Raw genomic sequence first — 25,664 nt, forward strand, 5'->3', positions numbered from 1 at the left:
GCGCATACCGCCGGCGAATGGATTATCGACACCCCGGCAACAGCTACCACAAGCGGCTCAAAGCATAAGGAATGCACTGTTTGCAAGCGTGTACTGGAAACCGGTACGATTCCGGCAATCGGCAGCGGTGAGCATACCCACAACTACAGCTCTGACTGGAAATCCGATTCTATTAACCACTGGAAAGAATGCTCCTGCGGCGATAAGGCTGATGTTGCAGCACACAGCTTTAAGTGGGTGGTAGATAAGGAAGCAACTGCAACCAAAAAGGGTTCCAAGCATGAAGAATGCAAGGTTTGCGGCTATCAGCGTCCAGCGGTAGAGATTCCGGCTACCGGAACACCGACAGAGCCTACTGATCCTACAAAACCGACCAATCCGAGCAAGCCTGATGATACAACAAAGCCCGGAAGCACCAACGGCAGCGAAAAATCTCCTCAGACCGGAGATAACAGCAATATGATGCTGTGGTTTGCGGTGCTGTTCGTAAGCGGCTTCGGCGTATTGGGAACTGTCATTTACGGCAAAAAAAAGAAAGAACAAGCTGAATAATTCAGCTACAGACCTTTAAGCAAAAGGCGGTGACGGGAGGTTCCCGCCACCGCCTTTTTGCTGAGTCTGAGATTGGAGAAATGTTATGCAGGATTATCAATCCCCACGTTCCGGCGAACACCGGCAACCAGGGCGGTATTTGAGTGAATCGGAACGAATGGCTCAAAGAAATAAGAAAAAAAAGAAAAAGCAGAAACAACGCCGTATGCTGTTTGGCGGTGCTGCCGCTGCATTGATTGTTATAGTAGTTGTCATTGCACTTATCGTGAAAGGCTGCTCCGGCAGAACGGATGCGCTTGCGGGCACTTGGGATTTTGACGGAACTACGACATATGAGTTTGACGGAAATGGAACCGGCGCAATGGTGCTTCCCTCCATATCCTACGACTTTACATATACGATTGACGGCAATAAGCTCGTAATCGACTATTCAAATGAATCTGTACACGATTCTACTTATGAATTTACCGTTGACGGCGATATCCTCACAATGGTCGGAGGAGAAGGAACGGTCAGCGGGACTTATAAACTGACAAGGCAAGAGTAAAATATGGTGTTCAGTAAAAAACAGAAACTATTGACGGAGGTCTATATGAAAACTAAAAAAGTATTACCGTTAATCTCGCTCCTGTTTGTCGCTATAATGCTTTTGTCTGTTGGAATGATAGCAAAAGAGTATCGGGAACGCCAACAAGATATAAAAGGGTTTGAAAAATTATAGGATATTATAACCGAAGTTGAACAAACGGAAATGGCGGATAATGTTGAACAGACCGAAACACCGCAGGAACAGAAACAGTCCTCGCGCAATCTGACACCGTTATTTGAAGCAAACGGGGATTGTATCGGCTGGATATGTATTCCGAATACGGCGGTGAATTATCCGGTTATGTTTACACCCGAAGAACCTCAGAAGTACCTTCGTAAAAACTTCGAGGGTGAATACAGTGTGTCAGGTATTCCGTTTTTGGATGGGGCTTCTACCCCGGAATGTGACAATTTGATTGTCTACGGTCACAATATGAAAAACGGTACGATGTTTTCTGATGTTACACAATATAGGGATAAAGCATACTGGGAGGAACATCCGTACATTGAGTTTGAAACAGCAGGCGGATTGAGAATATACCAAGTCTTTGCGGTGGTTTGCCTGAAGAAAACAGATGAATGGTACGGCTTTTCCTGTTTTGAGAGCAAAGAGCAGTACCAAAAGGCAATTTCGGAAATTAAAGACAGGTCGCTTTACGATACCGGAATCGAGCCGCAGTTCAAAGAGCAGCTAATAACCCTTTCCACCTGCTTCGGAGACAGTAAAGACAGCAGAATGGTTGTGATAGGTGTTGAGCAAATAAGGTAACATACCACGGAGGTACTTATGGCTGAAACAAAAAGCAGGATTTTATATATTCTAATATACCTATGGCAAACACGGATGCCGAGCATTATGCCACAACCGGAGATATTATTACATACTTAAAGGAAAACGGTATCTCCTGCGACAGAAAAACCATACCGGGAGACATTGCGAAGCTCTGTGATATTGGTATTGATATTGAAGAAGAAAGAAGCCGTGAGAACCGCTATTCCCTGAGTAGTCATATGTTTACCCTGCCGGAAGTGAAGCTGCTGATGGATGCGGTGGAGTCCTCAAAGTTCATTACGGCAAGGAAAAGCTCGGAGCTTGCAGATAAACTGTCGCAGATGACAAGCGTGTATCAGTCGGAAGAACTGAAAAGGAATATCTATATTTCCGAGCGTGTCAAACCGATGAATGAGCAGATCTACTATTTGGTAGACAATATCAATAGGCAATCAACCAAGGCAAACAAATCTCATTTCTGTATTTTCACTATAACCAATATCGTGAGGAAGTTTCTAATAACGACGGTAAGCGCTATCATTTCTCCCCCTACTTACTTCCATGAAGCTGGCAATGGATAATGGAATCAGGTCTATTGCATTTCCTTCTATATCAACGGGAGTATATAGTTTTCCGGTTGAGTTGGCAGCAAAGATTGCAGTACATACAGTAAGTAGGTTCTTGCAGAATAATCCGGATTGTTTTGATCTGGTGGAGTGGGTGCTATTTGATACTCATACTGAATCGGTGTATGAATCTGAGGTTGATAAGTTATAAAACAAATAAAATGACAAAAGGGAGTTTTATGTACGCTGAAAAAATAGAATATGATGATATTGAAATGTCGAGCAGGTTACGGAATATTCTCAGAAGAAATGGTTTTGAGTCATTGGAAGGATTGAGAGAATATCCAAAGGAACATTTTATAAAGTTTCGTAATATGGGGCAGGCGACACTACAGGAATTATATCAGATTTGTGAAGAGCAAGGCATAAAACTTCGTAGTGTAGAAGATTTGAATGATAGGGAACATGGAGTCAGATTTGATGACTTCCTATGCATGGATGCGTTTAGAATGGGAATAAAAAGCAAAGATGATTTGAGAAGATACAGTCTGGAGGAACTTGAAAAGATGTGCCCGAAGGACAAGAGACTTTTTGTTCGATTAAAAAAACTGAAGACTGTTTATGGATGAAATAGGACATTTCTTCCTAAAAACAGTATATTTATGGTATACTAGCTAGTAGTAATGCAGTTTCAACCGACATTACATATTATTATGAGAAATTAATGCAAAGGAGTTACAATCAAATGGATAACAATGAAGTAGTAACAGAAGAAGTGGCAGCAGTTGTTGAAAATAATACAGGTATTGAAATAGAGCCTTTATTTGAGGAGCAGGTTGATTTTGATACATTCTCAAAGTCAGACTTCCGTGTTGTAAAGGTAAAAAATTGTGAGGCAGTACCTAAGAGTAAGAAACTTCTTAGATTTACACTTGATGATGGTACAGAGAATGAAAGAACTATTCTTTCAGGAGTACATGCATTTTACGAGCCGGAGGAACTTGTAGGTAAAACTTTACTTGCAATCGTAAATCTACCACCACGTTCTATGATGGGAATAGATTCATGTGGTATGCTTCTTTCTGCAATTCACAATGTAAATGGAGAAGAAAAACTGAAGCTGGTAATGTTAGATGATGCAATCCCAGCAGGTGCAAAATTGTATTAAGAGTATAAATGTCACATGGTTGTTAATAACTGTGTGGCATTTTATCGTTGTTGTTGATAAGGATATGAAAAGATGTCTAAAATAGAAGGAGAGCCGGATTGCTGCTCCGACTCAATCTTCCACATGGAATACATCTTCCACCAACATATTAAAGTACTTTGATATCCGCAGCATAAATTCGGCAGATGGGGTGCTGTCCCCACGCTCTATCCTGCCGACAGTTTTGGTGCTGTATCCGATAGCAGCGGCAAGGTCATCCTGGTAAATGCCACGCTGTTCGCGGATTTCTTTGATATTATTAGTAACCGCCATAAAATCCCTTCTTTCAGTTCTATATATATTTTCTTATTGTCAATTATGAAAAATAATGTGTCTAATAAAAAGGACTTGCGATTTATCGGTAATGTCCTGTAATAGCAGAAGCATCAGATTTTCCAAGAACTTTTCCAAATATGTCTAAGCGGTCGTTTTCTCCAACCTTGATAGGTGCATACTTTTCATTAAGCGAGATAAGGAAGATTCCGTCTTTATCGTTTTGTAATTTCTTAATATAGGCTTCTCCGTTAAGAGCGAAGATGCCGATTTCTCCGTTAGCAACAGATTCCTGTTGTAATACCCATGCAATCTGACCATCATGGAATTCAGGTTCCATACTGTCACCACTAATACGGACACCGAAAGTAGTATCTTCCGGCAGGATAGATTCATCTATGCGTACAGTCTCTTTCGGTCCGTCTACAAGGAAGTTACCGGTTCCGGCTGATACGGCATTTTCAAAAATATCAATGCTACGGAATGGAATTATCTTAGCAGTCTGCTTTTCATACATTCCGGATGCGTGGAGCAGATTGATATAATCCATAGCTTTTTCCTTGCCTTCATCAGTTAGTGATGAGAAAGGATCGGCAGGATTTACTCCAAAATATGCCTCATACATGTTAGTAATACCAAGGATTCTACACACTTTGTAAAATATGGTAACGCTTGGTTCAGCAAGATTTCTCTCCCAGTTGGATATGGCTTTATAGGAAATGGTAATGCCTTCCTTTGCCAGTTCATCAGCGAGATCTTGTTGGAGCAAGCCTTTCTTTTTTCTATATGTTGAAATGATTTCTCCGATTGAGTACATACATACGCCTCTTTTCTTTCATGCTGTTGATTTCAAATGTCTCTTTTCACTCCATAGTATATAGCAATAGTGCCAATTGTTCAAGCTAAAAATCCAATATAATGAGAAAAAGGACACATGTGTCCGTTGACAGTCGATTATTCTTGGGGTTATACTATGCCCTGTAAGAAACATTACTCATATACTTGGACTGAAGGTTATGGTAGTGACAAATTAAATGCAGGAGGTGATGCAGATGGGAGACAGGGTAATACTTCATTCAGATATCAACTGTTGCTATGCTTCGATTGAGCATCTGCATCATCCGGAGCTTGCAGGAAAGCCACTGGCAGTAGGCGGTGACCCGGAGGCAAGACATGGGATTGTCTTAACAGCCGACTATATTGCCAAGAAGTACGGTGTGAAAACAGGAATGGCACTCTGGCAGGCAAAGCAGGTCTGTCCGGACATAACATTTGTATCACCAAGAATGGACTTATATCTTCGGTTCTCAAGGATGGCTCATGAGATATATGCAGAATATACGGACAGACAGGAACCATATGGGATTGATGAGTGCTGGCTTGATGTGACAGGAAGCAGTTCCCTTAAAGGGGATGGATTGCTTATCGCACAGGAAATCAGCAGGAGAATGAAGTCAGAGCTTGGCATCACAGTGAGTGTTGGTGTTTCTTTCAATAAGATATTTGCAAAGCTGGGTTCTGACTATAAGAAGCCGGATGCTATCACTACTATGTATAAGAGTGAGTTTAAGCATAAGGCTTGGTCGCTTCCGGTGGCAGATCTTCTATACGTTGGCAAAAGTACGAACAGAAAGCTTGCATTATTTGGTATTAAAACCATAGGTGATCTTGCAAGAACAGATGAAGATGTGCTTAACAGTCACCTTGGAAAGATGGGCAGTATCTTATGGTCGTTTGCTAATGGCTATGATGATTCACCTGTCAAGCTGGAGAACACCCACGCTCCAATCAAATCCGTGGGAAACAGCACAACGACACCAAAGGATTTAGTATGCGATGAGGATGTAAAGATTGTTCTTTATATTCTGGCTGAGAGTGTTGCAGCAAGACTTCGTGAGAATGGATTCCGGTGCAGAGTGGTTGAGATAAGTGTCAGGGATAATGAATTATTCTCTTTTACCCGTCAGAAAAAGATTGACCATGCGACAAATATTACCGGAGAAATAGCTGCATACGCATATCAGATATTTAAGGAAAACTATAACTGGAGCAAACCAATCCGTAGTGTTGGTGTCAGAGGTGCAGATCTGGTAACAGATAATTATTGGGAGCAGATAGATTTGTTCTCAAGTGTGGAGAAACGGGAAAAGCAGATGAAGATGGATAATGCTGTGGATGAGATTCGCAGAAGATTTGGATTTTACAGCATACAGAGAGGGCTTATGTACCGGGACAGGATTCTGTCGGCAGTCAATGCAAAAGAAGAACACACAGTACATCCACATGGGTACTTTTCAGGTTAGCAACGAGAAGTGCCAATAGAGTAAAGAAGAGGGAGGCGGAACATGAGCGAAGCAGCAAGAATTAATCTGGTAGACAGAGCACCATTGACGGAGAAGCAGCAGAATGTGTATGAAAGCATTATGCAATATCAGCGTGTGAATGGCTATGCTCCTACTATCAGGGAGATATGCAAGATGGTAGGGGTGGCATCGACTTCAAGTGTTTATGCACATCTGAAAATATTAGAAGAAAAAGGCTATATAGCAAGGAAGATGGATGCTTCCAGAGCAATAGCAATCTTGTAAGGAAGGTGATTACATTGAGCAATAAGGTATATGTTGATGTACTTGCAGAGTTTTCAAAGGACGGACTGCTCATTCCCAAAGAGATAACATGGGAAGATGGCAGAAAGTATGAGATTACACGAGTAAAAGACAAGCGTAGAGCAGCCAGTACAAGGGCTGGTGGCGTTGGAGAGCGTTATACCTGCGTGGTAGATGGAAAGGAAATATTCCTTTTCTATGAAGATAACAATATGTGGTTTATGGAAAGAGCCGGAGCCTGATGTGATTGTGTGCTTACAGCACAATTCATATCAGTTGGCTTTAGATCAGCAAAGCCGGGGAATGTGCAGACATTCATCGGAACTCTCGGCAAAAGGCTTGCAAAGGTGATTTCCCTTTCCTTTACGAGTACAGAATTGTAGATTGATGATTTTGTATGAATAAGGAGCGAACTGAATTGAACAAAGAAAATGTTATAGAAATTAGATGTAAAAAATGCAACAAGTTAATGATGGAATATTTTGTATGCGGTGATGATTCCACTGTGGCACTTCAGAATATTGGAATTAAGTGTGACAGATGCAAGCGAGTGATGATACTCAAGAAGTATTCCGAGGGAATGATGAAGGAACATTCTGAGAATGGAACTTTCAGAATATAACGATTGAAAATTAAATTATAGCCCACCTGATAAGGGCACATCAAAAGATGGAAGCACCAGAGACGCAGGGGAAACGAACAGTATTTATGATACTGGTTTCCTCGTGCGTCTTTTTGTGCTGTAAAGGTAATCCGACTTGTTCGTTTCCAAGGGCGGCAAGGAGGATTTATGAGCAGTAAAGCACAGACAAGAGAAAAGGATTATGAGAGAGGAATACGAATTGCTGATAGAAGAAAGGAGATAGGATTATCGCAGGATGAGTTAGCTCATAGAGTAGGTATAGGCAGACAAGCATTATCTGCGATTGAAAATGGTGGAGATTTTAAGACACAGACATTAGATAATCTAGCAATCGTACTTGGTGTATCTGTTGATTTCATAATGTATGGAAAGAATGAAGAAAAGTCGGAACTATTATCTGAGGCAATGGATGTTCTTTCAGATATGGATGAATTGCAGATAAGACAGTGTCTTGCAATGATGAAAGCAATGAAAAGCGTGTCAGTTGAAAAGTGATTGTCGTGTTTACACGACATAATTGTCGCCTGTACACGGTCGGCAATTAAGGTGTGGCAGATTACAATATACTTGTGCTTGAGATACAGCACACCACGAGAGTGGAGGCGCCAAAACTCTCCAATACGAAATCGTAAAGGAGATAACAAAATGAAAAAAAGAGATTTTAACTTAGTAGGAAACGAAGGTACAGATAATCAGGAGCTTGCAAAGGGTATTGCATTTGTAAAGTCACGCAGAGCGGAACTCAATGTAGTCCAGATGGTTGAAAGTATGCGTGATCAGGCAATACCTAATGGAGTAATAATAAATGATGCGTATTGTGATCGCTCAATGACAAGGGACTATGACAGAGAAGCACTGAATGCTTTCTTTGCAACACTTAAAGAGGAAGATTTTGAGGTTGTAGTAGTCAGAAGCCTGAATGAGATCACCGATGACATTTATGATCTGGAGGAATTTGTGAAGACCATCACAGATATGGGCATATGGCTCTATTCTCTTGAAGTCGGTCCAGTGCCAATTACTGTATCTCATGCAGAGGACTTTGGATGCTAAAGGGGTCCTTTGGTAGATCGACAACAGAAAATCATTCCGGTCGGGACAAACAAGTCCCGGCTGTGAAGGATTGCAGATTTACACAGACTGCATTCGGAACAGTAGTACATGATTCGAGAGGGAAGTGGCTTGGTCAGTATGAAACAGAAGATGCAGCTGTAGAGATGATTAGAGAAATGGCACAGGACATTGGAGGGTACGACGATGAAATATGAAGGATATAAAATTGGTCCGGTGATTCGTGATATCCGTAAGGACAAGGGACTTCTCATTGAAGAGGTTGCTGCTAAAACTGGAATAAGTGTTTCGACACTTGGACAGGTGGAGCAAGGAGGAAGAAACCTGAGCATGAAAAATTTGTATATGCTTATGGAAGTTTATGAAACAGACGCAAATAGCTTACTTGCAATAGACTGTACACCGGATTCATTAGATTCGAGGCTAAAGCGGTTACCTGCAGATAAGCAGGATTATTTGAAAAAGACATTTGATTTTATGATAGAGCAGGCTTTGAAGTCAGCATAGGAGGCAGAGAATGAGAAGAAAGATTAAAAAGATGGATTGCATAGAATATCTTTCAGTGCAGGCTCCATTGGAAAAAGTAAATATGCTTGAAGACAAGCAGAGCAAATATATACATGAATTTGTAAAGAGAAAAGAATATTCAATCGTGGGAAAGATGAGACGCAATGGCTTTTCGCAGAGAGATGTTGATCGCCAGTGGAATCAGATTGTGAATATGATCCGCAAAAAGCAAATCAGTGGAGTAGTTGTTGCGAATATGGCAGCTATATCCAGCAGTGTCGCAGATGCTTATTTTAAGGTAGGACTGGTTATTGAAGCAGGCGGCATTGTGGTGACTGTAGATGAGGGCAGATTGGATATGCACATCAAGAAGGGAGCATAGATATGAGCAGACGAACAGAAAAAAGAAAGTATGGTAAATATAATAAATTTGATGTCGTGTATGCGGATTTTGGGAAAAACCCACATGGCATTCAGGGCGGAATCAGACCAGGAATAATTATTTCATGTGATGCAAGCAATCATGATGGTGCACCGCAGGTGTCAGTAGTCCCTTTGAGCAGTAAGTTAAAGGATATTCCGGTACATGTGATTTTAAATCCGAAGGATGTGAGTGGATTTGGATTAAGTAAGATCTCTGATTTTATGCCTGAAGATGCACAGACAATTTCAAAAGGCTGCATTAGAGCAAAAAGTGGAACTGTCATTGAGGATTCAGGCGTGAGAGAAGAAATAGACAGAGCATTGATACGACAGTTTGATCTGTTACCTGTAGCTCGCAAAATGGTAATGGAGGAGTTAGCAAATGGACAGCAGAACTAAAAAGACTAATAATAAAAGATTTGTTAGATATTCAGAAGGAGCAGAGATGTATTCAATGAGTGTGTCAAAGTTTATGCAGTTAGCTAAGGATGCAAAGGCATGTTATAAAGTGAATCAGCTGGTGTTGGTTAATCTTGATATTATTGACGAATATCTTGAAACTTTCCACATTGTAGATGACGAGTTTTATAAGTAATTATGAGAAATGACGCATTAGTTATAGAAGAAATACAAACAAGTATGGAGAAAAATGAGCCAAGAGAGAAAAAATGTATTGACTTTCGGTCAGACCAAAAGTATAATATGATTAAGATATGAAGGAGGCATACAGATGGCTAGAACTGGAAGACCAAAAGCAGATAAACCTTTTGATCATAAGGTGACTGTTAAATTCAAAGAAGAGGAATACCAGATAATGGTTGAGTATGCTGAGACTCATAATCTATCCATTTCGCAATTGATTAGAATGGGTGTTGAATTACAAATGAAGCAACAGGCTAATCAGTAGAACAGGCTCTTTTCTCCAGAAAGGAGAGAATAATGGCTTGTAGAAAAGATGGTAAAGGCAGAGTATTAAGAAAGGGTGAGGGTTACAGAAAAGGCGACGGAAGATACTCATATGTATATATTGATCCATTAGGCAAGAAAAGGACCATTTATGCAAAGTCTTTGGTAAAACTTCGAGAAAGAGAAGAACAGTTACAAAAAGATCAGTTGGATGGACTTGATGTCTATGTCGCAGGAAAGGCTGATGTGAACTTTTTGTTTGACAGGTACATATCAACTAAAACAGAATTGCGTAGCACTACTTACAGTAATTATTTGTATACATGGAATCATTTTATTCGTGATACATTTGGCAAGAAGAAAGTAAGAGATGTGAAATACTCAGACGTGTTGTTCTTTTATACAGACTTGATTAATAATCAGGGATTACAGATTAATACGCTTGAGACAATTAACACAGTATTGAGACCTACATTTCAGCTTGCTGTCAGAGATGATATCATAAGGAAGAATCCGGTAGACGGAGCATACTGTGAAGTAAAAAAGCGTAATGGTGGTGCCAGAAAAACAAGGCGAGCGTTGACTGTGGATCAGCAGAGAAAATTCATGGAGTATGTAGCAAAGAATCCGTTCTTTTATCACTGGTATCCATTTTTTGTATTTTTGTTAGGAACTGGATGCAGAATAGGAGAAGCAATTGGGATACGCTGGGATGATATTGATTTGGAGAATCGAATCATTGATATCAATCATAGCTTAACCTATTACCAGAGAGCGGATGATTCATATAAATGTGAGTTTAGAGTATCTTTGCCAAAGACGGAAGCTGGTAATCGTAGAATACCTATGATGCAGCAGGTATATGATGTGCTTCAGGAAGAATATGAGAGACAGAAGCAAGAAGGCTTTTGTGTTGAGAATGTGGATGGAATGACCAATTTTGTATTTACAAACCGATTTGGGATGCCACATAACCCAGCAGCAGTAAACCGGGCAATCAAGAGAATTGTGGATACACATAATTCAGAAGAAGAGGTGGCTGCTAAAAAGGAGAAGAGAGAACCTGTTATGATTCCAAGATTCTCCTGCCATATCTTCAGACATACGTTTGCATCAAGATTTTGCGAGAATGAAACCAACATCAAAGTAATTCAAGAGGTAATGGGACATGCTGATGTATCGACTACCATGAACATATATGCAGAAGCAAACCCAGATGTTACCAAATCAGTAATTGAGAAATTATCAAAAAATATGGATATTTTTTAGAAAAGAGTCCTGCGATTGAACTCTTTGAAGATTGAAAATATACCTATTCATATTGAGATAAATATGCTATACTCATCAAGTATTGTAGTGTTTGACACGGCAGTACATGTCTTAAAATAAAAAGACGTATTTTAAGGCGAATGACATCTTTTGGACGCACAAAAGTCAAAAAAACGTCCAAGAGTGACCACGTATATAGAATCCGGGAAAGCCTATTTTCCAAAGGTTTGCAAGGATATACAAGAGTTAGCTTAGCAATCAAAAAAATTCCCGACAATGAAGTCCTTAGATGGTGTAAATAAGAAAAATGATGTAAATAATACAGCTTCTGAAGCACCTGAAAAAAATGTAAAAACTGAGTCTGAAAAGATTGATTTTTCTAAAGTAAAGATTGAGCCTTTGTTTGAGGAAATGGTAGACTTTGATACATTCAGCAAGTCAGATTTCCGTGCAGTAAAGGTTAAAGAGTGTGTTGCAGTACCGAAGTCAAAGAAACTGTTACAGTTTACTCTTGATGACGGAACAGGCACAGACAGAACCATTTTAAGCGGTATTCACGCTTATTATGAGCCTGAAGAATTAGTAGGCAAGACACTTATTGCTATTACTAACCTACCACCAAGAGCAATGATGGGTATTGATTCTTGTGGTATGCTACTTTCTGCCGTTCATGAAGAAGAAGGCGAAGAAAAACTTCATCTTCTGATGGTAGATGACCACATTCCGGCAGGTGCAAAGCTCTATTAAGATGATGTAAAGATGTACCGTTTTACCAAATAGACGGGACGTACTTCATTTGTGAAAAAGCTTTGAAAATACACAAATACACCAAATTTACACCAAATGGTGCTTGAAACGGTGCAGAGCCTTAAAAATCACATAATTTTCAAAATATATGGGCAGTTCCATTGTGGAATTGCCCATTTTCAGAAAGAAAAAGATAAATCGGTAGTTGTGGAGGTAATTATCAATGAGAAATATTTACGATAATAGTGAATTTTTTGCCGCATATGCGGAAATGGGAAGAAGCAAAGATGGTCTGAAAGCTGCTGGAGAGTGGCATCAGTTGCAACCGTTATTCCCTAAATTACAGGGAAAAAAAGTTTTGGATTTAGGATGTGGTTACGGTTGGCATTGCAAATATGCCGCACAAATGGGAGCTACTGAAATTCTTGGTATTGATAGTAGTCAAAAAATGATTGCAAAAGCAGTAGCTGATAACTCTGATGACAAAATCAAGTATAAAGTTTGCGGTGTTGAAGAATACATTTATCCTGAAAATACTTATGACCTAGTTGTTTCTAACCTGGTACTGCACTATATCGAAAATTTAGCTAATGTTTATCAAAAGGTGTATTGCACATTAAAAGCAGGTGGGTATTTCCTATTCAATATTGAACATCCGACTTTCACCGCAGGTGTTAATGAGGATTGGATTTATGATGAAAATGGGAAACCTAAATATTGGCCAATCGACAATTACTATTACACAGGCGAAAGAGAAACCAATTTTCTTGGTCAACGAGTAATTAAACAGCACCACACATTAACGCAGATATTGAATCCACTTATAAAATGTGGTTTTCAAATTGAGGCTATTGAGGAAGCAATGCCTCCGGCAGATATGATGGGTATGCCGGGAATGTGTAATGAAATGCGTAGACCTATGATGTTGTTGGTTAAGGTTAAAAAGGTTTAATAAACAACTTCCAGTTTGCCAAACCCTTTGAGAGAGGAGAAATCTTTTTCTCAAAGGGCTTTGTTATATCTTTCATATTTAATTGACTTTGATTAAGTGTTGATATACTTCGAAAGTTCAATTTTTGAAATTAATATTACTGTGAAAAAATATTTATTGACAAAATTTAATGTATATGTTACCATAAAAATGTAAAAACAATACAAAGCTCTAAATGTGAACTAAAACGATATTTTTATGAATAAAGTGTGCTACACAGAAAACCCATAACAATAAAGATTATATTATGAAATAATTAATGAAAAACAAAGGGTGATAAAAGGAGGCAATTAATTATGAAAAAAGCATTTTTATTATTCCTTGTGTTGATAATAACTTGTGTTACTATAACGGGTTGTAAAGATTCTTCAAATAACACAAGTTCTTCAAGTGGTGCAAACAATTCAAGTAATACAATTACTTCAAGTAGTTCAAAAAATGCAAATGTTGGAATGATAAGGGACTTATCTGTGGATTTGGAAAGGAAGTATAGTATTCCTAATTCTGACAGTAATGTGTTAGAAGTTGTTTCAAAAGCTGATGAAGTTTATCAGAATGACCTAAATGAACTAATATCAGTATCAGATGATGTGATTCGTGGAAAAGTTCAAAATGTGACTTATACAAGCTATGAAGGTGTTGCTTGGACAAAATCTGATGTCTTGATAACAGATACATTTAAAGGTAATTTGAAAAAAGGAGATGTAATATCAGTGTTTACTTTGGGTGGATATATTCCACTTAGTGAGCATATTAAAGGACACAATGACGCATTTCGTTTTAAAGATTTAAGTGCAAAGAAAATTAAAACGACTTTCCTTAAAGAAACAATTGACGGTGAAAAACCAATTAAAAAGTCTGATGATTTGATATTGTGTGTAGTTAAAACTCCTGAGGATAGTCCATTACCAAAGGGTGCATATGAGCGAGTTTCTTATTCAGGGCAGTTATATGCCGAGAGCAACAAAGAATTTGTTCAAACGATTACCGATAGTTCCCACAAAACAGTGAAAACTTATTCCTATGACGATATTAAAAAAATGACAGAATAGAACAAATAATAAAAACCCTTTGAGGAAATCAAAAATTCTCAAAGGGCTTTTTCTATTTATTGTCTTGAAAATAAAGGATATATTATCTGGAAATTAGATGAAAAAAGAAAGAACATACCTTGCTTTGACGAACAAGGTAATTGAATTAAGTAATTGTCAGAAAGAAAAAATGATAGAAGCTTATGAAAAAATAAAATAGTGATTAATACAACGGAGAAAGAAAAGCTCCTTCATTAGAATAAAAATAAATTTTGTTGAGGTTAAATTGAGTTTTCCATTGTATTGTATTGCTAATGAATAAGAATAAGAAAAAGAACAGACAATGCTGAATGCTCTGGAAACAAGAATATCTGAGTATAGTATGTAAGTTCGTAACAGAATGAAAGGAGCGATTCAAATGAGCAATTTGGAAAATTATATGAAACAGCAAGCAATTTTTTGTGAACAAAATGATAACATTAGTAAAAATCTGTATTTAGAGTATGGTGTAAAAAGAGGCTTACGAGATGAAAAAGGCCAAGGTGTGTTGACGGGGCTTACAAATATTTCTGATATAAAAGCTTTTGAATATCGTGATCCGTATCATGTAGAGCCAATTGAATTGACAAAGAAGCGTTAGAGAAACGTATTTTTGGTACAGCATCTGCTTGGATGGGCAAGATATCTGTTCTGATAAAGGAGGAAGAAGATTGTGTTTCAAATATTAATTGTAGAAGATGATAAAGAATTAAGCCAGCTATTCCAAAATGTGCTTGAGAAGAATGGATATCAGGTCAAAAGTGCATCGGATGGAGCAATGGCATTAGAAATATTGGATAAAGAGTATATTGATCTGATCATTTCCGATATTATGATGCCGGTTATGGATGGTTATGAACTGGTGTCGGAACTCCGTTCAGCAGGATATCAGATACCGGTACTTATGATCACTGCGAAAGGTTCCTTTGATGATATGCGCCAGGGATTTCTTTCGGGAAGTGACGATTATATGGTAAAACCGGTAAATGTGAATGAAATGGTTTTAAGAGTCGGAGCACTGCTTCGCCGTGCACAGATACTGAATGAACACAAAATTGTGATCGGTTCAACAGAGTTTGATTATGATGCAATGACGGTTACAACTGATAAGGAAAGTCTTGTTTTGCCTAAAAAAGAATTCCTGCTTTTATATAAGCTTGCAGCTTCACCAGGCAGAACATTTACAAAACAACAGTTGATGGATGAAGTATGGGGATACGAGACGGAGGCAGACCCACATACGATAGAGGTACATATAGGAAGAATCAGAGAGCGTTTTAAAGATAACCCTGATTTTGAAATCGTAACAATGCGTGGAATTGGATACAAGGTGGTGAAAAAATAATGGAACAAAAGAAAGAAAAAGGATTGCGAATCCGATCCTGTCTGACTGGTGCAATCTGGTTGGCACTTGTATTTTCAACAGTCATATCTGCTTTATTATTTGCTTTTTTGAATCATTTTTTTAATCTGCCGGGCAGCATACCTGTGCTTGGCTGGCTTTTGATTTTCAATACATTGATTGCAGGGCTGATCACTTCCTTTATTAATGCAAAGTTACTGGAACCAATTACCAGACTTAGTAAAGCAATGAAGAAAGTTTCTCAGGGAGATTTTGAACAGCATTTGGAAACGAACAGCCGTATAGCAGAAGTTGGAGAATCTTATCAAAGTTTTAACGTTATGACAAAAGAACTTCGTGCAACAGAGGTGCTGCAGATGAATTTTGTATCTGATGTTTCTCATGAGTTTAAGACCCCGATTAATGCCATTGAAGGATATACAATGCTGCTTCAGGGAGAAGAACTGTCTCCGGAGCAAGAGAAATATGTAGAAAAAATCTTATTTAACACCCAAAGACTTTCCGGATTGGTTGGTAATATTTTGCTGTTATCCAAGTTAGAGAATCAGAATATACCAATGAAAAAAACAGAATATCGTCTGGATGAACAGATCCGCCAGGCATTTCTTTCATTGGAGACAAAATGGACAGAAAAAGAAATTGGTTTTCAGGTAGAATTGGAGGAAGTTAAATATACTGGGAATGAAGGACTTTTTATGCATATCTGGATAAATCTTTTGGATAATGCGATTAAGTTCAGCCCTTCAAAGGGGACAATTACGATGTTTCTGAAACAAGAACAGGATTCTGTTAAGTTCATTCTGGAAGATGAAGGACCAGGAATAGAGGATGATGTAAAATCCAGAATATTTGACAAGTTCTATCAGGTAGATGGATCTCATAAAGCAGAAGGAAATGGCCTAGGTCTTGCGCTTGTAAAACGGATTGTAGATAGTGCCGGAGGAACAATCAAAGCAGAAAACCGTGAATATGGTGGATGCAGATTTGTTATAGAGCTGCCAAAGCAGAAAGATGAGATTATATAGTTTTAAGATAAATTAGAAGATGGGAGGATTTATATGACATTTTATCAGGAGTTGCAGTTAAATCAGGCAGGTTCTAAAAACCTGTTGAAAAAGAGTGAAACACTAAAAGAAAAATTATATCATATGTGGGTATATCTGGTGAAGATAGCTATTACAATGACATTTTGTTTTTTCTTTGTTAGTATTTTCAGCATCATATTTGGAAATGAGAACAGCATTGTAGGTGTAGTAGTCTTATTATGTCTCATGGTGTTTAGAAATGCGGATCTGGGGATCCACACCGGACAATCTACGATGCTTTTGGCTTTGTTCTTTGTAATTATGACTGTATGTCCGCATTTAGCAAATCAGTTTTCACCGGTATTGGGAATGCTGTTAAATATTGCGGCACTGGCTGTGTTGATTCTGTTCGGATGCCATAATCCATTCATGTTTAATCAATCTACATTGGTTCTTGGGTATCTGCTGCTATATGGTTATGATGTTACGGGAAAAAGCTATCAGATGCGATTAGTCGGAATGGCTTTAGGTGCAGCACTTACCTGCTTCGTATTTTATCGAAATCATAAAAACAGAACTTATAAAAGAAATCTGAAAAATCTGATACAAGAATTTGATATCACTTCTTCCAGAACAAAATGGCAGATATGTCAGATTTTATGCGTACCGATTGTCCTTTGCATTGCAGAACTTTGTAATATGCCACGTGCAATGTGGGCTGGTATTGCGGCCATGTCCGTGATTTTGCCGTCTATGGACGATATGCACTACAGAGTCCGTAAAAGGATTGTCGGAAATATTGCAGGTGTTATATGTTTTACAGTATTATATTTTCTGCTTCCTTCGTCAATCTATGCATATATAGGAATTCTTGGTGGAATCGGTGTAGGATTTTCAGCACAATATGGCTGGCAGGCAGTATTTAACACATTTGGTGCTTTAGCCATTGCTGCAGAGACTTATGGACTACAAGGAGCGGTTAGTCTTAGAGTGATTCAAAATGTTTTTGGTGTTGTGTTTGCTTTAGCATTTTGTGTTATATTTTATTGGTTTATGTCTAAAAAAAAGGAAAGTGAGGAGACCGTACATGCAGAGTGAAGTGAATCAGGAAGAAAATTTGAATAGAATTATTACGGTCCCTAGATAAGGTTTTTATGATGAAAACAGTATATCATATGCGGTCATGCCTTGAAAATACTGTTCAGTTAAGAAATGCTGTATTTTTTAGGTGCACTAATGCGTAGAAAGCAGGTGTATGATGAGTTCAAATAATTTTTTGTGTATGACAAAAAGACAGATTGCATATCTGCCTCATAATGGAGTATAATGGTAACGAGATTTATGCAACCCGATACATGAAATCCCTCGTACTTGATAAATTTCTTCTTGCCGAAAAGGAGTAGGGACGTCGCAGGTTTACAATGGCACACGAAGCGTCACATCTTGAGTAAGATGTATGCAATGCCGAGTGAAGGACGCTTTCATGCAGAGTATGACAGTGAGCGTAGTTATTCCAAAGAGAAACTGGCTCAGATGTTTGCGTCTGTTGAGTGGCAGGCACAGCACCAAGCCACACTCAACAAAGCAATCCGCCGTATTATTCGTGACTGCAACGATGAGCAGTTTGAAAAGTCAGAAGAACCCGAAGTACTTTTGCCCCATTTTAGCGGTCACTTGCTTAGACATACGTTTACAACAAGAATGTGCGAAGCCGGAGTAAATATAAAGGTCATTCAGGACGCACTCGGACATACGGATATTTCAACCACGCTGAATATCTACACCGATGTTACCAAAGAATTGAAAACATCAGAGTTCAAAGGACTTGATAATTATTTCAAGGCACAGTAACAATCGAATAGACAGAGAGCATACAATCCGTTTCGGAAAGTATGCTCTCTTTATTTATATACATTTATAATGGAATTTGGTTTGCCGGTTGACTATCAGGCAGTAGATGAATATAATAAGTATCAGTGGAGAATTGCCGGGTTTCATAGTTCGACTTACATCGTTTACATCAAAACATACATCATTCGAGTGCCAAATTGCTGTAAACGAGTCCGAAAAAGTTGTTTTTAAGCCTATTCAAACGGCTTTAATGCCCGTTAGAACAACTTATTTCCGCAAATGAGAGAACCAAAACTGAAGCCTGTAGGTGCATCAAAATCTGCTAACAAGCCGGTTGCTGAACCTAAGGAAGAAAAGATTGACTTCTCTAAGGTAGAGGTTGAACCATTATTTAAGGATTTTGTTGACTTTGATACATTCAGTAAGTCTGACTTTAGAGCAGTAAAGGTTAAGGAATGTACAGCAGTTCCTAAGTCAAAGAAACTTCTACAGTTTACTCTTGATGACGGTACAGGTACTGACCGTACAATCCTAAGTGGTATTCACGCTTATTATGAACCTGAAGAATTAGTAGGCAAAACACTTATTGCTATTACTAACCTACCACCAAGAGCAATGATGGGTATTGATTCTTGTGGTATGCTACTTTCTGCCGTTCATGAAGAAGAGGGAGAAGAAAAGCTACACCTACTAATGGTTGATAACCATATCCCTGCCGGTGCAAAGTTATATTAATTTTTAATATTTAATTCAATGGGCAATTCCAATCGGGATTGCCCATTTTCAAAAAGAAAAAGATAAATCTGAATTTGAGAAGGTAAGTGAATGGGATACCACGATACAAGATACCATGGAGGAATATGATAATGTCAAAAGATGAGTATTTGATGACCGATACGCCCCTCAAAGCGTTGACGGTTTTTGCAATGCCAATGATTCTTGGAAGTTTTTTTCAGCAAATATACAATATGGCCGACTCTATTATTGTCGGCCAGTTTGTTGGTTCTTCCGCACTTGCAGCTGTCGGTGCATGTGCAGCATTGACCAATGTGTTCATTTGTGTGGCACTGGGAGCCGGTGTCGGAGCCGGTGTGCTTGTGAGCCGTTATTTCGGAGCCAGGGAGTATGGCAAAATGAAAACAATCGTGTCAACCTCCTTGATTAGCTTTTTGCTTCTAAGTATAGTCCTTGGTGTTTTTGGCTTTTTCTTCGCCAGCTCGATGATGAGTGAACTGCAAACCCCTGCCGACATACTGGATGATGCAGTACTGTATCTGCGGGTCTATTTTGTGGGCTTTCCGTTTCTGTTTATGTATAACATTCTTTCTACCATGTTCACCTCAATCGGCGAATCCAAAATTCCGCTAGGACTGCTGATTTTTTCGTCCATCCTGAATATTTTAATGGATCTTTGGATGGTAGCCGGGCTAGGTCTCGGTGTGTTCGGTGCGGCTATTGCAACCCTGATTGCACAGGGAATTTCCGCAGTGTTTTCGTTTTTGATTTTCTTTGCACGGATGCGGCAATATAAAAGCCCCTTTAATAGGTTTGAACGGAAGGAGCTGTATTCCATGCTTCGCATTGCGGTGCCGTCGGTTTTACAGCAGTCCACAGTGTCCATCGGTATGATGATTGTTCAGGCAGTGGTAAATCCTTTCGGTACACAGGCACTTGCCGGGTATACAGCAACGATGAGGGTGGAAAATGTTTTTTCATTGATCTTTGTATCCATCGGCAATGCGGTTTCGCCGTATGTTTCCCAGAATCTTGGCGCAAAGAAAATTGATCGTATCAAAAAAGGCTACCATGCTGCGCTGGTGCTGGATCTGTGCTTTGCGGCCATTGCGTTTGTGACCATCGAAGCGCTACACACGCAGATCTCCTCGCTGTTCTTAGGAAAAGACGCAACGGCGTTGGCCTATCAGGTGTCTGGTGATTATATGAGGTGGATTGCTTACTTTTTCATCTTCATGGGTATCAAGATGGCAACCGATGGAGTCCTTCGCGGTCTCGGAATTATGCGTCCGTTCCTCGTTGCAAACATGGTGAACCTTGCGATTCGTCTGTCCGTTGCCTTAATCTGTGCACCGCGTTTCGGCATTGCCTTTGTCTGGCTTGCTGTACCAGCTGGTTGGCTTGCAAACTTTTTAATCTCCTATGTGGCTCTCAGGAGATCATGGCCGACTGATAAAATGGCATCCATTAGTTAACTCCCAGTTTGTCGAACTTACCCTTTGAGAGAGGAGAAATCCTTTTCTCAAAGGGTTTTTTATATCTTTTATAATCAATTTGACTTTTTATATATGAATATTTATAATATAATCAAATCAAATGTGTTAGAAATGGTGCAATTTGCAAGTGCTTTATATGATTATATATTGATTTATTAAATCAAATGTGTAAAATGAATATGTAATTAAAATGGGTAGTTCGGTTATGAATTATCCTTTATTTTATAAAGAGGTTGTTATGATTAGAAAAGCAGTAGTAGAGGATTTGCCTTATATTAAGGAAATTTATAATGATGCAGTTCGCAATACAACTGCATCATTTGACATTACAGAAAAAGGTGATGACTTTTTTAGGACTATGTTTGATGAGCATAGTGGCAAGAGAATTTTTTATGTTTATGAAAAAGATAACAAAGCAGTTGCCTATGTTACACTTTCAAAATTCAGTCATAGAGATGCCTATGATACAACAGTAGAACTTTCTGTTTATGTTAATAAAGATTATAGACATCAGCATATTGCCACAGAATTAATGAAATTTGCCATTAACTTTGCAAAAGAATGTAATGACATATATACAATAGTTTCACTGATTACAGATGAAAATAAGGAAAGTATCCATTTGCATAAGAAATATGGCTTTCGGTTTTGTGGCAAAATCCAAAAAGCCGGTGTAAAATTTAACCGTGATCTTAATGTTGACATTTATCAGCTGATATTTTAAATAGCAGTTGCAAAACAATACAAAATATGTTATTATGAATATATAATTACTATGCATATTATATAATCAAGGAGGTGCGATAATGGCAGATAAAGAGTGTTGTGTATTGACATTGCCTTTACAAACTGAAATTTGGCAAGAACATATAATTGAAAAAAGATTTGCTATTATGGAGCATCTCAAAAATCAACTTATTGCTAAAGAATTACGAAGATTAAAAAATCTAGAAAGAACAAAAGAATATCGTAACTTAATTGATGAAATAAATAACACTCCAAAAGAAAAGAGAAAAGCACTTTTTTCGAAGCGAAGAAAACTCTTGAAAGATAGTGGCTTTAATAGAAATAAATTTAAGGATGATATGGCTGTTATGCAAAAGCATTTTGAAGAACATATAGCTACTCAAATTGCACAAGAAGCAGCGTCTGATGTTTGGAGAAGTTTTGATAAATATTTATTTAACAATGGTAAATATATTCACTTTACTCGAAAAGGTTCTTTAAGTAGTATAAATTGTCAAAAAATTAATAATGGTATGAAGTATATAGATGGTTACTTTATATGGACTTGTGGTATATGTAGTGGTAAGAGAGACCGAAGAATAATTCTAAAAATTAAAGTTACACCACCTAAAAATGAATATGAAAAAGAAATGCTTAGTAAGAAAATTAAGTATTTGCGTATTGTGAAAAAATGGGTTAAAACAAGATATAAATATTATCTGCAATTTGCCTTAGAGGGAAAACCTGTTAAAAAAGATAGGATTGTTAATAAAGGCAATGTAGGTATAGACATAGGTACACAAACTGTTGCAATTTCATCAGCAGATTCAGTAAAAATACTTGAATTAGCAGATAAAATAGATAAAAATCATACTAAAAAGAAAATACTTCAAAGAAAAATGGACAGAAGTAGAAGATACACTAATCCTCAAAATTACAATGAAGATGGTACAATAAAGAAACCACCTAAGGGACAGAGATTTTCTTGGTATAAATCTAAAAAATATATTCAACTTGCCGGAAAGGTAAGAGAATTAGAAAGAAAAAATGCTGACATAAGAAAATATCAACATACTTGTTTAGCTAATTGGATTTTATCATTGGGTGATACAGTTTATGTTGAACAAATGAATTTTAGTGGATTGCAGAGGAGAGCAAAAGAAACTAAGATTGATAAAAATGGTAAGTATGCAAAGAAAAAAAGGTATGGAAAATCTTTAGCAAATAAAGCACCATCAATGTTTTTAACTATATTAGAGTCTAAATTAAACCAATATGGTGGACAGCTAAATAAGATTAATACATATGAATTTAAAGCAAGTCAATATGACCATACTGATGATACATTCACTAAACATAATAGAAGTGAGAGATGGCATATATTGTCTAATGGAGATAAAAACCAACGAGATTTATATTCGGCATTTTTAATTATGAATAGTGATATAAGTTTGAAACATTGTAATAGAGAAAAGTGTAATGAAACATATAGTAATTTTAAAGTTTTACAAGATAAAGAAATAGAAAGATTATATAGTGATATAAGAAAGGGTAATTGCAAAAATATTTCAAGTTTTGGTTTTCAAAGAAATGCGAAAGCTATGTAAAGTAGATGTAATAGTGCATTCGCACTAAATAATTAAATATTAGTAGGACAGGGCATGTCCTAAACTACCAATGTATTAATTTCCTTTTGTAAATTAATACGATAGTAAATGGTTAGGGAAGATAACTCAGTGCTTTTTGGCTTTAATTTTTATAATTTACCCAAATTGAGAAGGTTATAAAGTACCGATACCTCCACAAAATTGTATAATTGCAGTTGCAATCTACATACACAAGTGGGTTGCCAGCAATCGGTGTCTTTGAACCAACTTGATTTACTGAAGTTGCAATCTACATACACAAGTGGGTTGCCAGCATATTACCAATAGAATTGACAACACCTTTGACAAGTTGCAATCTACATACACAAGTGGGTTGCCAGACTCGGTCAACGATAAAAACAATAATATTAAATAGTTGCAATCTACATACACAAGTGGGTTGCCAGATTATGATGATATCATAACGAAACTGAACTTGTAGTTGCAATCTACATACACAAGATGTTGTAATTATTTTATAAATTTAGAAACTAATATAGGACAGTACTGAGTTACTGTCCTATTTTTATAATATATTAATGAAATAACTCTAAAAAATCTCATTTTGGAAAAAGAAGATAATTGAAATTGTATTCATAATATGATAGAATACATATGTATAGTAACTATTGTTAGACAGAGTGTGGCTTTTGCTTAGAAAAGCAAAATATTCATACAAAACTTTAGATGTACATAAAGATAAATTTTTATATAAAGAAGGTATATTATGCGTTCAGATTTAATTAAGAAAGGCCCTACAAGAGCACCTCACCGTTCTCTTTTAAAGGCTATGGGTATTACAGAAAGTGAAATGAAAAAGCCTTTTGTTGCAGTTGTTTCAGCTAAGAGTGACTATATCCCCGGTCACAAGCACTTAGATGATATTGCTGAAGAAGTAAAGGCAGGTATTCGTAATGCCGGTGGTGTTCCATTTGAATTTAACACAATCGGTGTTTGTGACGGTATTGCAATGAACCATAAGGGTATGAAGTATTCTCTATGCTCAAGAGAAATCATTGCTGACTCAATTGAAATTATGTTAACTGCTCATCCACTTGACGCAGTTGTATTTATCCCTAACTGTGACAAGATTGTTCCCGGTATGCTTATTGCTGCTTGTAGAATGAATCTACCATCAGTTTTCGTTAGTGGTGGTCCAATGCTGCCCGGTGAAAAAGACGGTGTTAGATATGGTCTATCCGAAATGTTCGAGTATGTTGGTGCTTGTGCTAGTGGTAAGATTACAGAAAAAGAACTTGCTGAATATGAAGACAGTTGTTGTCCAACTTGTGGTTCTTGTTCAGGTATGTACACAGCCAACTCAATGAACTGCCTAACAGAAGCTATCGGTATGGGTCTACCATTTAACGGTACAATCCCAGCAGTATATGCCGGTCGTAGAAGACTTGCTAAGACTGCCGGTGAAAGAGTAATGTACCTACTTGAAAATGATATTAGACCAAAGGATATTATCACAAAGAAAAGTTTTGAAAATGCTCTAACTTGTGAAATGGCTCTTGGTTGTTCTTCAAATACAGTTCTACACCTACTAGCTATTGCTTATGAGGCTGATATTCCTGTAAACATTGAAGTAATTGACGAGATTTCTAAGAAAACTCCTCAGATTTGTAAGCTAAACCCAGCCGGTAAAATCTTCATTACTGACCTTAACGAAAAGGGTGGTATCCCTGCAGTTATGAAGGAACTTTCTAAGAAGGGTATCATCAACACAGATTGCCTAACTGTTATGGGTACTGTTGGTGACAGAATTGCCAATGCAAAGGATGCTGACGGTGAAATTATCCACACAGTAGATAATCCACTTCGTCAAGACGGTGGTATTGCTATTCTTAAGGGCAACCTTGCTCCTGAAGGTGCAGTTGTTAAACAGGGTGCAGTTGCTCCTGAAATGATGCAACACACAGGTCCTGCAAGAGTATTCAACAGTGAAGAAGAAGCAAATGACGCTATTCTAGCAGGTAAGATTGTTGCCGGTGATGTTGTTGTTATCCGTTACGAAGGTCCTAAGGGTGGTCCTGGTATGAGAGAAATGCTTTCTCCTACATCTGCTATTGCCGGTGCAGGTCTAGATAAGGAAGTTGCTCTTATTACTGACGGTCGTTTCTCAGGTGCTACAAGAGGTGCATCAATCGGTCATATTTGTCCTGAGGCTGCTGCCGGTGGACTTATCGGTCTTGTTGAAGAGGGCGACTCAATCACAGTTGATATTACAAACAGAACTCTAACCCTAAATGTTGCCGATGATGTTCTTGCTGAAAGAAAGAAGAACTTTAAAATGCCTGAAAAGGAACTTTCAGGTTACCTAAAGAGATATTCAAAGCTTGTTACTTCTGCATCTCAGGGTGCTGTTTTTGAAAAGTAATTTTAGTTTTGGTTATTACTTTCTATTTTTAATCAGTATTTAACTTAATAAAATTTAGACCACTTACAATTGTAAGTGGTCGTTTTTGTTATGAGCAACTTTATAAGTTTATATATTTTGTTTGCTAGTTAGATAAATTAGGGTTTTTCAATTTTGTCTGTGGGTAAAAGAAAATTTGTAGTGAGAATATATACCATAAAATCATATAAATCTATGACTCACAGGTGTAGGGGACATCATTGATGTCC

At 37.8% G+C, this 25,664-nt stretch carries 32 protein-coding genes and 3 pseudogenes; 33 read left to right on the top strand and 2 right to left on the bottom strand.

The window, feature by feature from the left end; all coding sequences use genetic code 11:
• From WMO18_RS07885 to WMO18_RS07920, 8 genes and pseudogenes are all read left to right on the top strand, one after another.
• Positions 1–552 (top strand): LPXTG cell wall anchor domain-containing protein (locus WMO18_RS07885; protein ID WP_367286525.1); only part of this gene is annotated, 552 nt, incomplete at its 5' end.
• 85 nt (positions 553–637) lie between these two features.
• Entirely contained in the window at positions 638–1,099 is a 462-nt protein-coding gene (locus WMO18_RS07890) for a DUF5640 domain-containing protein (protein ID WP_367286526.1), read from the top strand.
• A gap of 45 nt (positions 1,100–1,144) precedes the next feature.
• On the top strand, positions 1,145–1,273 hold the full coding sequence (locus WMO18_RS07895) for a hypothetical protein (RefSeq protein WP_256448233.1): 129 nt from the start codon (positions 1,145–1,147) through the stop codon (positions 1,271–1,273).
• Between the two features lie 30 nt (positions 1,274–1,303).
• Positions 1,304–1,909, top strand: coding sequence for a class B sortase (locus WMO18_RS07900; RefSeq protein WP_117627414.1), 606 nt, complete (start codon positions 1,304–1,306; stop codon positions 1,907–1,909).
• A 62-nt stretch (positions 1,910–1,971) separates the two neighbouring features.
• A complete protein-coding gene (locus tag WMO18_RS07905) occupies positions 1,972–2,493 on the top strand; it encodes a hypothetical protein (protein ID WP_118483470.1) in 522 nt (173 codons plus the stop codon).
• Between the two features lie 61 nt (positions 2,494–2,554).
• Positions 2,555–2,689 carry a macro domain-containing protein gene (locus WMO18_RS07910; protein WP_367286534.1) on the top strand — a complete coding sequence of 45 codons (135 nt, stop codon included), beginning with the start codon at positions 2,555–2,557 and terminating at the stop codon, positions 2,687–2,689.
• Positions 2,690–2,717: 28 nt separating this feature from the next.
• Positions 2,718–3,107, top strand: a complete 390-nt coding sequence (locus tag WMO18_RS07915) for a DNA-directed RNA polymerase subunit alpha C-terminal domain-containing protein (RefSeq protein ID WP_302358021.1) — start codon at positions 2,718–2,720, stop codon at positions 3,105–3,107.
• 176 nt (positions 3,108–3,283) lie between these two features.
• Positions 3,284–3,646, top strand: a pseudogene (locus tag WMO18_RS07920) (hypothetical protein); the annotation flags it as partial.
• Between the two features lie 111 nt (positions 3,647–3,757).
• Here the strand turns inward: WMO18_RS07920 and WMO18_RS07925 are convergent.
• Together WMO18_RS07925 and WMO18_RS07930 are read right to left on the bottom strand one after the other, a co-directional pair.
• Positions 3,758–3,958, bottom strand: a complete 201-nt coding sequence (locus WMO18_RS07925) for a helix-turn-helix transcriptional regulator (RefSeq protein ID WP_117627416.1) — start codon at positions 3,956–3,958, stop codon at positions 3,758–3,760.
• An 82-nt stretch (positions 3,959–4,040) separates the two neighbouring features.
• Positions 4,041–4,775, bottom strand: coding sequence for a helix-turn-helix domain-containing protein (locus WMO18_RS07930; RefSeq protein ID WP_367286527.1), 735 nt, complete (start codon positions 4,773–4,775; stop codon positions 4,041–4,043).
• Positions 4,776–5,010: 235 nt separating this feature from the next.
• Between WMO18_RS07930 and dinB the strand changes: the two genes are divergently transcribed.
• From dinB to ilvD, 25 genes and pseudogenes are all read left to right on the top strand, one after another.
• Positions 5,011–6,261, top strand: a complete 1,251-nt coding sequence (dinB, locus tag WMO18_RS07935) for a DNA polymerase IV (RefSeq protein ID WP_367286528.1) — start codon at positions 5,011–5,013, stop codon at positions 6,259–6,261.
• A gap of 42 nt (positions 6,262–6,303) precedes the next feature.
• The gene (locus WMO18_RS07940; RefSeq protein ID WP_077326115.1) at positions 6,304–6,546 is read left to right on the top strand and encodes a LexA family protein; all 243 of its coding nucleotides are present in this window, start codon (positions 6,304–6,306) and stop codon (positions 6,544–6,546) included.
• A gap of 5 nt (positions 6,547–6,551) precedes the next feature.
• Positions 6,552–6,806, top strand: coding sequence for a hypothetical protein (locus WMO18_RS07945; protein WP_004611568.1), 255 nt, complete (start codon positions 6,552–6,554; stop codon positions 6,804–6,806).
• 176 nt (positions 6,807–6,982) lie between these two features.
• Positions 6,983–7,186 (top strand): hypothetical protein, encoded by a 204-nt coding sequence (locus WMO18_RS07950; protein ID WP_243010316.1) that lies wholly within the window; start codon positions 6,983–6,985, stop codon positions 7,184–7,186.
• A 168-nt stretch (positions 7,187–7,354) separates the two neighbouring features.
• Entirely contained in the window at positions 7,355–7,702 is a 348-nt protein-coding gene (locus WMO18_RS07955) for a helix-turn-helix domain-containing protein (protein WP_008395283.1), read from the top strand.
• A 150-nt stretch (positions 7,703–7,852) separates the two neighbouring features.
• The gene (locus tag WMO18_RS07960) at positions 7,853–8,260 is read left to right on the top strand and encodes a recombinase family protein (protein WP_008395282.1); all 408 of its coding nucleotides are present in this window, start codon (positions 7,853–7,855) and stop codon (positions 8,258–8,260) included.
• 204 nt (positions 8,261–8,464) lie between these two features.
• Entirely contained in the window at positions 8,465–8,785 is a 321-nt protein-coding gene (locus tag WMO18_RS07965) for a helix-turn-helix domain-containing protein (protein WP_004611636.1), read from the top strand.
• A gap of 10 nt (positions 8,786–8,795) precedes the next feature.
• Positions 8,796–9,167, top strand: a complete 372-nt coding sequence (locus WMO18_RS07970; RefSeq protein ID WP_012741001.1) for a recombinase family protein — start codon at positions 8,796–8,798, stop codon at positions 9,165–9,167.
• Between the two features lie 2 nt (positions 9,168–9,169).
• Positions 9,170–9,607 (top strand): type II toxin-antitoxin system PemK/MazF family toxin, encoded by a 438-nt coding sequence (locus WMO18_RS07975; protein WP_008395276.1) that lies wholly within the window; start codon positions 9,170–9,172, stop codon positions 9,605–9,607.
• Positions 9,591–9,803 (top strand): DUF6462 family protein, encoded by a 213-nt coding sequence (locus tag WMO18_RS07980; RefSeq protein ID WP_004611639.1) that lies wholly within the window; start codon positions 9,591–9,593, stop codon positions 9,801–9,803. The genes WMO18_RS07975 and WMO18_RS07980 overlap by 17 nt, the downstream gene beginning before the upstream one ends.
• 135 nt (positions 9,804–9,938) lie before the next feature.
• Positions 9,939–10,115, top strand: a complete 177-nt coding sequence (locus WMO18_RS07985) for a DUF6290 family protein (protein ID WP_004611640.1) — start codon at positions 9,939–9,941, stop codon at positions 10,113–10,115.
• A 32-nt stretch (positions 10,116–10,147) separates the two neighbouring features.
• A complete protein-coding gene (locus WMO18_RS07990) occupies positions 10,148–11,383 on the top strand; it encodes a tyrosine-type recombinase/integrase (RefSeq protein ID WP_055195527.1) in 1,236 nt (411 codons plus the stop codon).
• 276 nt (positions 11,384–11,659) lie between these two features.
• Positions 11,660–12,130 carry a methionine--tRNA ligase gene (locus WMO18_RS07995; protein WP_367286529.1) on the top strand — a complete coding sequence of 157 codons (471 nt, stop codon included), beginning with the start codon at positions 11,660–11,662 and terminating at the stop codon, positions 12,128–12,130.
• A gap of 223 nt (positions 12,131–12,353) precedes the next feature.
• Positions 12,354–13,082: a class I SAM-dependent methyltransferase gene (locus tag WMO18_RS08000; protein WP_211147307.1), complete on the top strand. Its 729-nt coding sequence runs from the start codon at positions 12,354–12,356 to the stop codon at positions 13,080–13,082.
• 335 nt (positions 13,083–13,417) lie between these two features.
• On the top strand, positions 13,418–14,173 hold the full coding sequence (locus WMO18_RS08005) for a hypothetical protein (RefSeq protein ID WP_211147306.1): 756 nt from the start codon (positions 13,418–13,420) through the stop codon (positions 14,171–14,173).
• A gap of 397 nt (positions 14,174–14,570) precedes the next feature.
• Positions 14,571–14,792, top strand: a complete 222-nt coding sequence (locus tag WMO18_RS08010; RefSeq protein WP_437127967.1) for a hypothetical protein — start codon at positions 14,571–14,573, stop codon at positions 14,790–14,792.
• A gap of 72 nt (positions 14,793–14,864) precedes the next feature.
• A complete protein-coding gene (locus WMO18_RS08015; RefSeq protein ID WP_211147305.1) occupies positions 14,865–15,536 on the top strand; it encodes a response regulator transcription factor in 672 nt (223 codons plus the stop codon).
• Positions 15,536–16,579 carry a HAMP domain-containing sensor histidine kinase gene (locus WMO18_RS08020; protein ID WP_211147304.1) on the top strand — a complete coding sequence of 348 codons (1,044 nt, stop codon included), beginning with the start codon at positions 15,536–15,538 and terminating at the stop codon, positions 16,577–16,579. The genes WMO18_RS08015 and WMO18_RS08020 overlap by 1 nt, the downstream gene beginning before the upstream one ends.
• Positions 16,580–16,612: 33 nt before the next feature.
• Positions 16,613–17,677: an FUSC family protein gene (locus WMO18_RS08025; RefSeq protein ID WP_367286530.1), complete on the top strand. Its 1,065-nt coding sequence runs from the start codon at positions 16,613–16,615 to the stop codon at positions 17,675–17,677.
• A gap of 462 nt (positions 17,678–18,139) precedes the next feature.
• A pseudogene (locus WMO18_RS08030) lies at positions 18,140–18,430 on the top strand (tyrosine-type recombinase/integrase); the annotation flags it as partial.
• Between the two features lie 330 nt (positions 18,431–18,760).
• A pseudogene (locus WMO18_RS08035) lies at positions 18,761–19,165 on the top strand (hypothetical protein); the annotation flags it as partial.
• Positions 19,166–19,296: 131 nt separating this feature from the next.
• A complete protein-coding gene (locus tag WMO18_RS08040) occupies positions 19,297–20,640 on the top strand; it encodes an MATE family efflux transporter (protein WP_211147302.1) in 1,344 nt (447 codons plus the stop codon).
• A gap of 259 nt (positions 20,641–20,899) precedes the next feature.
• Positions 20,900–21,385 carry a GNAT family N-acetyltransferase gene (locus WMO18_RS08045; RefSeq protein WP_367286532.1) on the top strand — a complete coding sequence of 162 codons (486 nt, stop codon included), beginning with the start codon at positions 20,900–20,902 and terminating at the stop codon, positions 21,383–21,385.
• A gap of 82 nt (positions 21,386–21,467) precedes the next feature.
• Positions 21,468–22,994, top strand: coding sequence for a transposase (locus tag WMO18_RS08050; RefSeq protein ID WP_367286533.1), 1,527 nt, complete (start codon positions 21,468–21,470; stop codon positions 22,992–22,994).
• A 766-nt stretch (positions 22,995–23,760) separates the two neighbouring features.
• Positions 23,761–25,416, top strand: coding sequence for a dihydroxy-acid dehydratase (gene ilvD, locus WMO18_RS08055; RefSeq protein WP_138156565.1), 1,656 nt, complete (start codon positions 23,761–23,763; stop codon positions 25,414–25,416).
• Positions 25,417–25,664: the final 248 nt, after the last annotated feature.

Source organism: Ruminococcoides intestinihominis, assembly GCF_040096285.1.
GTDB classification, from domain to species: Bacteria; Bacillota; Clostridia; order Oscillospirales; family Acutalibacteraceae; genus Ruminococcoides; species Ruminococcoides intestinihominis.

Bases quoted from the DNA above. Each gene is read 5' to 3' on its own strand.
- WMO18_RS08050 (WP_367286533.1), top strand. From the start codon at position 21,468: ATGGCAGATAAAGAGTGTTGTGTATTGACATTGCCTTTACAAACTGAA.
- WMO18_RS07905 (WP_118483470.1), top strand. From the start codon at position 1,972: ATGGCAAACACGGATGCCGAGCATTATGCCACAACCGGAGATATTATT.
- WMO18_RS07995 (WP_367286529.1), top strand. From the start codon at position 11,660: ATGAAGTCCTTAGATGGTGTAAATAAGAAAAATGATGTAAATAATACA.
- WMO18_RS07900 (WP_117627414.1), top strand. From the start codon at position 1,304: ATGGCGGATAATGTTGAACAGACCGAAACACCGCAGGAACAGAAACAG.
- WMO18_RS07975 (WP_008395276.1), top strand. From the start codon at position 9,170: ATGAGCAGACGAACAGAAAAAAGAAAGTATGGTAAATATAATAAATTT.
- WMO18_RS07915 (WP_302358021.1), top strand. From the start codon at position 2,718: ATGTACGCTGAAAAAATAGAATATGATGATATTGAAATGTCGAGCAGG.
- WMO18_RS08040 (WP_211147302.1), top strand. From the start codon at position 19,297: ATGTCAAAAGATGAGTATTTGATGACCGATACGCCCCTCAAAGCGTTG.
- WMO18_RS07960 (WP_008395282.1), top strand. From the start codon at position 7,853: ATGAAAAAAAGAGATTTTAACTTAGTAGGAAACGAAGGTACAGATAAT.
- dinB (WP_367286528.1), top strand. From the start codon at position 5,011: ATGGGAGACAGGGTAATACTTCATTCAGATATCAACTGTTGCTATGCT.
- WMO18_RS07990 (WP_055195527.1), top strand. From the start codon at position 10,148: ATGGCTTGTAGAAAAGATGGTAAAGGCAGAGTATTAAGAAAGGGTGAG.
- WMO18_RS07890 (WP_367286526.1), top strand. From the start codon at position 638: ATGCAGGATTATCAATCCCCACGTTCCGGCGAACACCGGCAACCAGGG.
- WMO18_RS07895 (WP_256448233.1), top strand. From the start codon at position 1,145: ATGAAAACTAAAAAAGTATTACCGTTAATCTCGCTCCTGTTTGTCGCT.
- WMO18_RS08020 (WP_211147304.1), top strand. From the start codon at position 15,536: ATGGAACAAAAGAAAGAAAAAGGATTGCGAATCCGATCCTGTCTGACT.
- WMO18_RS07925 (WP_117627416.1), bottom strand. From the start codon at position 3,958: ATGGCGGTTACTAATAATATCAAAGAAATCCGCGAACAGCGTGGCATT.
- WMO18_RS08045 (WP_367286532.1), top strand. From the start codon at position 20,900: ATGATTAGAAAAGCAGTAGTAGAGGATTTGCCTTATATTAAGGAAATT.
- WMO18_RS08010 (WP_437127967.1), top strand. From the start codon at position 14,571: ATGAGCAATTTGGAAAATTATATGAAACAGCAAGCAATTTTTTGTGAA.
- WMO18_RS08005 (WP_211147306.1), top strand. From the start codon at position 13,418: ATGAAAAAAGCATTTTTATTATTCCTTGTGTTGATAATAACTTGTGTT.
- WMO18_RS07985 (WP_004611640.1), top strand. From the start codon at position 9,939: ATGGCTAGAACTGGAAGACCAAAAGCAGATAAACCTTTTGATCATAAG.
- WMO18_RS07955 (WP_008395283.1), top strand. From the start codon at position 7,355: ATGAGCAGTAAAGCACAGACAAGAGAAAAGGATTATGAGAGAGGAATA.
- WMO18_RS07940 (WP_077326115.1), top strand. From the start codon at position 6,304: ATGAGCGAAGCAGCAAGAATTAATCTGGTAGACAGAGCACCATTGACG.
- WMO18_RS08000 (WP_211147307.1), top strand. From the start codon at position 12,354: ATGAGAAATATTTACGATAATAGTGAATTTTTTGCCGCATATGCGGAA.
- WMO18_RS07970 (WP_012741001.1), top strand. From the start codon at position 8,796: ATGAGAAGAAAGATTAAAAAGATGGATTGCATAGAATATCTTTCAGTG.
- WMO18_RS07980 (WP_004611639.1), top strand. From the start codon at position 9,591: ATGGACAGCAGAACTAAAAAGACTAATAATAAAAGATTTGTTAGATAT.
- ilvD (WP_138156565.1), top strand. From the start codon at position 23,761: ATGCGTTCAGATTTAATTAAGAAAGGCCCTACAAGAGCACCTCACCGT.
- WMO18_RS07930 (WP_367286527.1), bottom strand. From the start codon at position 4,775: ATGTACTCAATCGGAGAAATCATTTCAACATATAGAAAAAAGAAAGGC.
- WMO18_RS08025 (WP_367286530.1), top strand. From the start codon at position 16,613: ATGACATTTTATCAGGAGTTGCAGTTAAATCAGGCAGGTTCTAAAAAC.
- WMO18_RS07965 (WP_004611636.1), top strand. From the start codon at position 8,465: ATGAAATATGAAGGATATAAAATTGGTCCGGTGATTCGTGATATCCGT.